This is a genomic window from Micromonospora foliorum (genome assembly GCF_022229015.1).
In the GTDB taxonomy this organism is placed as follows: Bacteria; Actinomycetota; Actinomycetes; order Mycobacteriales; family Micromonosporaceae; genus Micromonospora; species Micromonospora foliorum.
Map to the genome: position 1 here is coordinate 1 of NZ_JAKKFF010000314.1, position 5,590 is coordinate 5,590.

Annotated in this window: 4 protein-coding genes and 1 pseudogene; 1 reads left to right on the forward strand and 4 read right to left on the reverse strand. The window is 71.6% G+C overall.

The genetic code is table 11. From position 1 onward, the window contains the following. Both PSH25_RS22195 and hflX read right to left on the reverse strand, forming a co-directional pair. A partial coding sequence (locus PSH25_RS22195) for a hypothetical protein (protein WP_238660905.1) occupies nucleotides 1-1,250 on the reverse strand: 1,250 nt, incomplete at its 3' end. 50 nt (nucleotides 1,251-1,300) lie between these two features. After that, nucleotides 1,301-2,755, reverse strand: a complete 1,455-nt coding sequence (gene hflX, locus PSH25_RS22200; protein ID WP_238660906.1) for a GTPase HflX — start codon at nucleotides 2,753-2,755, stop codon at nucleotides 1,301-1,303. A gap of 183 nt (nucleotides 2,756-2,938) precedes the next feature. Between hflX and PSH25_RS22205 the strand changes: the two genes are divergently transcribed. Beyond that, entirely contained in the window at nucleotides 2,939-4,405 is a 1,467-nt protein-coding gene (locus PSH25_RS22205) for an NAD-dependent malic enzyme (protein WP_238660907.1), read from the forward strand. A 145-nt stretch (nucleotides 4,406-4,550) separates the two neighbouring features. Here PSH25_RS22205 and dapF read toward each other — a convergent pair whose 3' ends face one another. Beyond that, the gene (dapF, locus tag PSH25_RS22210; protein ID WP_238660908.1) at nucleotides 4,551-5,396 is read right to left on the reverse strand and encodes a diaminopimelate epimerase; all 846 of its coding nucleotides are present in this window, start codon (nucleotides 5,394-5,396) and stop codon (nucleotides 4,551-4,553) included. A 7-nt stretch (nucleotides 5,397-5,403) separates the two neighbouring features. Then, nucleotides 5,404-5,590: pseudogene (locus PSH25_RS22215) on the reverse strand (tRNA (adenosine(37)-N6)-dimethylallyltransferase MiaA); the annotation flags it as partial.

Sequence of the window (5,590 nt, forward strand, 5' to 3'; positions counted from 1 at the left end):
CCGGCCGGCGCGCCGCCCCCGTAGACACCACCCCTGCGGTCGTCGTCGGCCGGCGAACCGTCGACGGCTCGGCCCGCGCGCGGGCCGAACGGCTCGCCATCCGGGTCCGACGGGTCGGACGCGTCGACGGTCGGCGGGCGACGGCGGGCGCGAACGATGCCGAAGATGCCGGCGGCGACCAACAGCAGGCCGATCAGCCCGACCGCCCCGACCAGGTACGTGATGTCGTCGAGGCTCAACCCGGCGGTCCAGGATTTCGAGGCGGACGGCTTGCCGCCGTCCTCGGCAGCCAGTGGCACGGCGGTCGAACTGGACGGGGCGTAGCTGAGGATGTCGAGCGGCTCGTCCTCGGCGAACCGGCCCGCGTCGGAGACGGTGAGGAACGACTTCCCGTCCGAGGTGTAGCTGATGGCCTCGCCGAACGGGTCGGCCAGCGGCGTCACCCGCGGCTTGCCGCTGGTGAGCGCGGCCACGATGTCGCCGCCGCTCACGTCGAACTCGAAGGCGTCGGCGTAGGTGCGCAGGACCACCCGGGAGCCGTCCGGTGCCCGGGACGCGCCGGTGATGGCGATCCGGCCGAAGGTGTTGAGGGTGTTCTCCGTCTGGGTCTTCGGCAGCGTGAGCTCGCCGGCCTTCCGCATCGGCACCGGGTCGGTGTCGCCGCTCTTCAGGGCCGCCGACGGCGTGTAGATCTCCGCCTTGCCGCTGGTCACCTTGGTGATGATCAGCGGTTTTCCGTCGTCGCCGATGAGGAGCGCCTCGGCGTCGCGCGGTTTGGCCTCCGGGTAGGAGAGCCGGTGCAGCGTCGGCTCCTTGGCGCCGGTGACCGGCATCGACCAGAGCGCGACGCGGCTGCGGCGCTCCTTCGCGTCGGGGTTGTCACCGGTGTCGGCGATCCAGAGGGTCCTGCCGTCCTTGGACAGGGCGAGATCCTCGGTGTCGAACGGACCCTGCCCCGAGTACCGGACCGGCTCCTTCGAGATCTTGCACTTGCTGTCGAGGAAGAAGACCCGCTTGCGCTCCGGGACCTCGGTGCCGTCGTTGATGACGATGAAGCCACTCTTGGTGGCGACCAGCCCGGACAGCTCCCGTAGGCGCTCGTCGGTGATCGTGCATCGCTTCTGGCCGGGTTTGGCGGCGGGCGGCTCGGACGGCCCAGGGGCGGGAGCCGCTGCGGCGACTCCGGCGAGCGCCACGGTTGCCCCGAGCAGGCCGAGGGCAACCGTGACCGAGGAAACAACGCGGCGCATTCGGCCAGTGTCGCATGCCGCGCGTTTCCGATGGATGACGCCGTGGCCGCTCAGGACCGGCTGCCGGCCGCCTGTCCCTGCCGCTCCACGTCGAACGCCATAAGCTCCGCCGCCAGCTCCGCGCCGACGCGGACGTGCAGCAGGGTGCCCTCCGGCAGGTGCGACGTGCTGAGCACCTCGCCCGTGCGGTGCGCCCGAGCCACCAGGTCGCCCCGGTCGTACGGCAGCACGGCCCGGACCTCCACGGCCGGGCTGGGCAGCCGCTCCTCGATCGCCGCGCGCAGCTCGTCCATGCCCCGCCCGGAGTACGCGGACACGAAGATCGCGTCCGGCCAGAGCCGCTTGAGCCGCAACAGCGTGTCCTCGTCGGCCGCGTCGGTCTTGTTGACCACCAACAGCTCGGGGAGCCGGTCGGCGCTGACCTCGGCAAGCACGGCGTGGACCGCCCGGACCTGCTCCTCCGGATCCGGGTGGGTGCCGTCGACGACGTGCACCACCAGATCCGCCTCCGCGACCTCCTCCAGCGTCGAGCGGAACGCCTCGACGATCTGGTGCGGGAGGTGCCGGACGAAGCCGACGGTGTCGGAGAGGGTGTAGAGCCGCCCGTCCGAGGTGGTGGCCTTGCGGGTCGTCGGGTCCAGCGTGGCGAACAGCGCGTTCTCCACCAGCACGCCCGCGCCGGTCAGGCGGTTGAGCAGGCTGGACTTGCCGGCGTTGGTGTAGCCGGCGATGGCGACCGCGGGAACGGCGTTGCGGGAGCGCCGGGAGCGCTTGGTCACGCGTACCGTCTTCATGCTCTTGATCTCGCGACGCAGCCGGGAGATGCGGTGACGGATGCGACGCCGGTCGGTCTCCAGCTTGGTCTCACCGGGACCACGCACACCCACGCCGCCGCCGGCGCCGCCACCCCGGCCGGAACCACCGGTCTGCCGGGAGAGCGTCTCACCCCAACCGCGCAGCCGGGGCAGCAGGTATTGGAGCTGGGCCAGCTCGACCTGCGCCTTACCTTCCTTGCTCTTGGCGTGCTGGGCGAAGATGTCGAGGATCAGCGCGGTGCGGTCGACGACCTTGACCTTGGTGCGCTGCTCCAGGTTGCGCAGCTGCGACGGGGACAGCTCACCGTCACAGATGACCGTGTCGGCGCCGGTGGAGAGCACCACCGCGCCGAGGTCGTCGACCTTGCCGCGGCCGATGTACGTGGCCGGGTCGGGTCGGGTACGACGCTGGATGAGCCCTTCGAGCACCTGCGAACCGGCGGTCTCGGCCAGCGCGGCGAGCTCGGTCAGCGAGTTTTCCGCGTCGGTGACAGTGCCTTCGGTCCAGACGCCCACCAGGACGACCCGCTCCAGCCGCAGCTGGCGGTATTCCACCTCGGTGACGTCGGTGAGCTCGGTTGACAGGCCCGGGACGCGTCGGAGGGACTGCCGCTCCGACAGCTCCATCTCGCCGGTGGTGACGTCGTCGAGCTCGTCCTCGACGGGGACAAAGCTCTCCTGGTCTCGCAAGCGGTTCTCCTGTCCGTTTTGATAAGTAGAACGTAATCCTGACATGACACAACGCCGAACGCACCTGCTATATGCCCATGGTGAAGGTCGCCAAAAGTGGGGGCGAATGCTGGTCGGCCGCGACAACCCGGTAGAAATGCGGGCGGCGGCCGATCGGCCGCACAGCCGTTACGGAGGGATCCCGTGGCCATCACCCGACTGCCGAGCGCCGGATTTTCGATCACCATCCGGATCGCCGTGACCGCGGACGCCTCCTCGATCGGCCGGCTCACCACCTCCGTCGGCGAGGCCGGGGCGATCGTCACGGCGCTGGACGTGGTGGACTCGGACCCGACCCATGTGATCGTCGACCTGACCTGCGACACCGCCGACACCGGTCACGCCGACCAGGTGGTCGACGCGCTGACCGCGCTCGACGGCGTGGACGTGCGCAAGGTGTCGGACCGGACGTTCCTGCTGCACCTGGGCGGCAAGATCGAGGTGACCTCGAAGGTCGCGCTGCGCAACCGCGACGAGCTGTCCCGCGCGTACACCCCGGGGGTGGCCCGGGTCTGCATGGCGATCGCCGAGAACCCGGCCGACGCCCGGCGACTGACCATCAAGCGCAACACCGTCGCGGTGGTCAGTGACGGCTCGGCGGTGCTCGGCCTGGGCAACCTCGGCCCGGCCGCGTCGCTGCCGGTGATGGAGGGCAAGGCCGCGCTGTTCAAGCGCTTCGGCGGGGTGGACGCCTGGCCGGTGGTGCTGGACACCCAGGACACCGACGAGATCGTGCAGATCGTCAAGGCGATCGCGCCGGCCTACGGCGGCATCAACCTGGAGGACATCGCCGCGCCGCGCTGCTTCGAGATCGAGGCCCGGCTGCGCGAGGCGCTGGACATCCCGGTCTTCCACGACGACCAGCACGGCACCGCGATCTGCGTGCTGGCCGCGCTGACCAACGCGCTGCGGGTGGTGGGCAAGCGGCTCGAGGACGTCCGGGTGGTCGTCTCCGGAGCCGGCGCGGCCGGCACCGCGATCATGAAGTTGCTGCTGCGCCAGGGCGTCGGCGACATCATCGCGTGCGACCGGGAGGGCGCCCTGCACCGCGGGCTGACCGGGCTCAACTCGGCGTGGCAGTGGCTGGCGGAGAACACCAACAAGGAGAACTACTCCGGCGACCTGCCCGGCGCGATCCGGGGCGCCGACGTGTTCATCGGGGTCAGCGCGCCGAACCTGCTCACCGGCGACGACATCGCCCAGATGGCGAAGGACTCGATCGTCTTCGCCCTCGCGAACCCGGACCCGGAGGTCGACCCGCGGGAGGCACGCAAGCACGCCGCCGTGGTCGCCACCGGCCGCTCGGACCAGCCGAACCAGATCAACAACGTGCTCGCGTTCCCCGGGGTGTTCCGCGGCATGCTGGACGCGCACGCCGAGGAGTTCACCGAGGAGATGGCCATCGCGGCCGCCCGGGCCATCGCCGACGTGGTCGGCGAAGAGAAGATCAACCCGACGGTGATCGTGCCGAGCGTCTTCGACTCCCGGGTCGCCCCGGCGGTCGCCGCCGCCGTCCGCGCCGCCGCGCACAACCCGAGCCCGCTCCCGGCCGCCGACCCCGGCCCGGCCGACCTCCCCGAGATCGCCGCAAACGCCAGCGCCACCCCGTAACGGCGCGAACGCCCACCGGCTACGCCGTTGATCAAGAGGTTTGCGTCAGGAAGAGCGTGAATTCTGACGCAAACCTCTTGATCAACGCGGGTGGGAGCGTGGTGGGAGCCCGGGTGGGAGCCCGGGTGGGGGCGTGGGTGGGGGGTCAGGGGCGGAGGGTGGTTGGGTTCAGTTCGCCGGTGGCCACCAGGACGGCGGGGCCGGAGAGCCAGCAGGAGTCGGCAGTGACCGTCACCGTCAGGCGACCGCCGGGCACGTCCACGGCGACCACTCCGGTGTCCCGGCCGGCGTCGCGCAGCGCCACCGCGCCCACCGCGCAGGCGCCGGTGCCGCAGGACAGGGTCTCGGCGCTGCCGCGCTCGTACACCCGCATCAGGGTGTGCCCGTCGGTGCCGTCGACCGGGTCGCCCGCCACGATGAACTCCACGTTCACCCCGTGCGGGAAGACCGTCGGGTCGAACCCGGGCGCGACGGTCAGGTCCAGCGCCGACAGCTCCACGCCGGCCGGCAGGACGCAGACCAGGTGCGGGTTGCCGACGTCCACCACCGCACCGGTCAGGGTCAGCCCGCCGAGGGTGGCGGCGGAGCTGTCGTACACCTGGGGTCGGCGCATCTCGACGGACACGGCGTCGCCCTCGACCAGCGCGCGCACGACGCCGGCCCGGGTAGCCACCGGCAGCGCCGCGCCGGCCGGCGTGGCCAACCCGGTGTCGAGCAGGTAGCGCACGAAGACCCGGGCGCCGTTGCCGCACATCTCGGCGAACGAGCCGTCGGCGTTCCAGTAGTCCATGAACCACTCGGCCTCGCCGGCCTGACCGGCGCCGTCCGGATGCTTGGCCGCGCGGACCACCCGCAGCACGCCGTCCGCGCCGATGCCCCGACGCCTGTCGCAGAGCGCCGCGACCAGCTCCGGGGTCAGGTCGAGCTGACCGTCCGGGTCGGGAAGGAGGACGAAGTCGTTGCCGGTGCCGTGGCCCTTGGTGAACTCCACTCCCCCATCATCGCGCAGCGGCCGGCACCAGACGCAGGGCGGCCCCGATCAGGTCCGGGGTCGCCGAGTCCAGCCAGTGGATCCGCGGGTCGCGCCGGAACCAGGACCGCTGCCGGCGGACGAAACGCCGGGTGGCCCGGACCGTCTCGTCGTGCGCCTGCGACTCGGTCAGCTCACCGGCGAGCAGGCGCAGC